Origin of the sequence: Paenibacillus sp. NRS-1782, assembly GCF_050467685.1 — a bacterium.
Classification (GTDB): domain Bacteria; phylum Bacillota; class Bacilli; order Paenibacillales; family Paenibacillaceae; genus Paenibacillus; species Paenibacillus terrae_A.
This window is the reverse complement of the sequence record NZ_JBITPH010000136.1, coordinates 1-714: the sequence shown is the minus strand read 5'-3', so window position 1 is coordinate 714 and position 714 is coordinate 1. Positions and strand designations below refer to the sequence as shown.

Below are 714 nucleotides of genomic sequence, written 5' to 3'. Positions count from 1 at the left end.
ACAACTAAAATTGAATATTTCACAAAAGATCAAACTTTGCTGATTGACGGTGTAAAACAGGAGAACTTTAATGTTAAAGAGAGCCGTTCAGATTTTTCGTTAAATGCTGTTCCTTCAGGAGGAACCTTTGTAGGCAAGTTTGATTACTCCTATGATTGGGTGAACTTGGGAATAACTTATGCAGCAGCGGCAATAGCAACTATTACTAAAGCACCTGTATCAACGATTCTTGCAATTATAGGCGTTGGAGCAAGTTTGAATACCGTATCTTATTACACTATTTATCAATATTCGTATCCTAGAAAGTGTGAAGCTATCCCTTACGCTAATCATACGGTGTTCTATCAAGATGCTTCACGAAAGAAAGTAACTGGTACGACTGACTCTGCAAAGTTCTTTAGTTCGCAACCATACCCTATCGGATGTACTCCATGAACAAATTTTTAAAACGTTATGCTAGTATTTTGCTAGGCTATGCAATAGGTTTGGGAATATTTTATGCACTGGGGTATAACTTTCATGCTATGATGTTTTATATTATTTTGACTGGAACTATAACAGGAGAGATAATCAATTTTGCATTGTCGAAACGAGAGAAATGAATCGGTCTATCCCTTGATTGCATTAAAAATCAAGGGATTTTTTTTCATTATTTATGAAAAAAGTTCAAACTGCAAAAGGGTTGTTATCCAAACCAAAGGAACCTCTGTCCCC

At 35.9% G+C, this 714-nt stretch carries 1 protein-coding gene and 1 pseudogene; both read left to right on the top strand.

Annotated features, from left to right (window positions below; genetic code table 11):
• A pseudogene (locus tag ACIFQM_RS25080) lies at nucleotides 1-435 on the top strand (hypothetical protein); the annotation flags it as partial.
• Entirely contained in the window at nucleotides 432-602 is a 171-nt protein-coding gene (locus ACIFQM_RS25075) for a hypothetical protein (RefSeq protein WP_430044633.1), read from the top strand. The pseudogene ACIFQM_RS25080 and the gene ACIFQM_RS25075, both read left to right, overlap by 4 nt.
• Nucleotides 603-714: the final 112 nt, after the last annotated feature.

Bases quoted from the DNA above. Each gene is read 5' to 3' on its own strand.
- ACIFQM_RS25075 (WP_430044633.1), top strand. From the start codon at position 432: ATGAACAAATTTTTAAAACGTTATGCTAGTATTTTGCTAGGCTATGCA.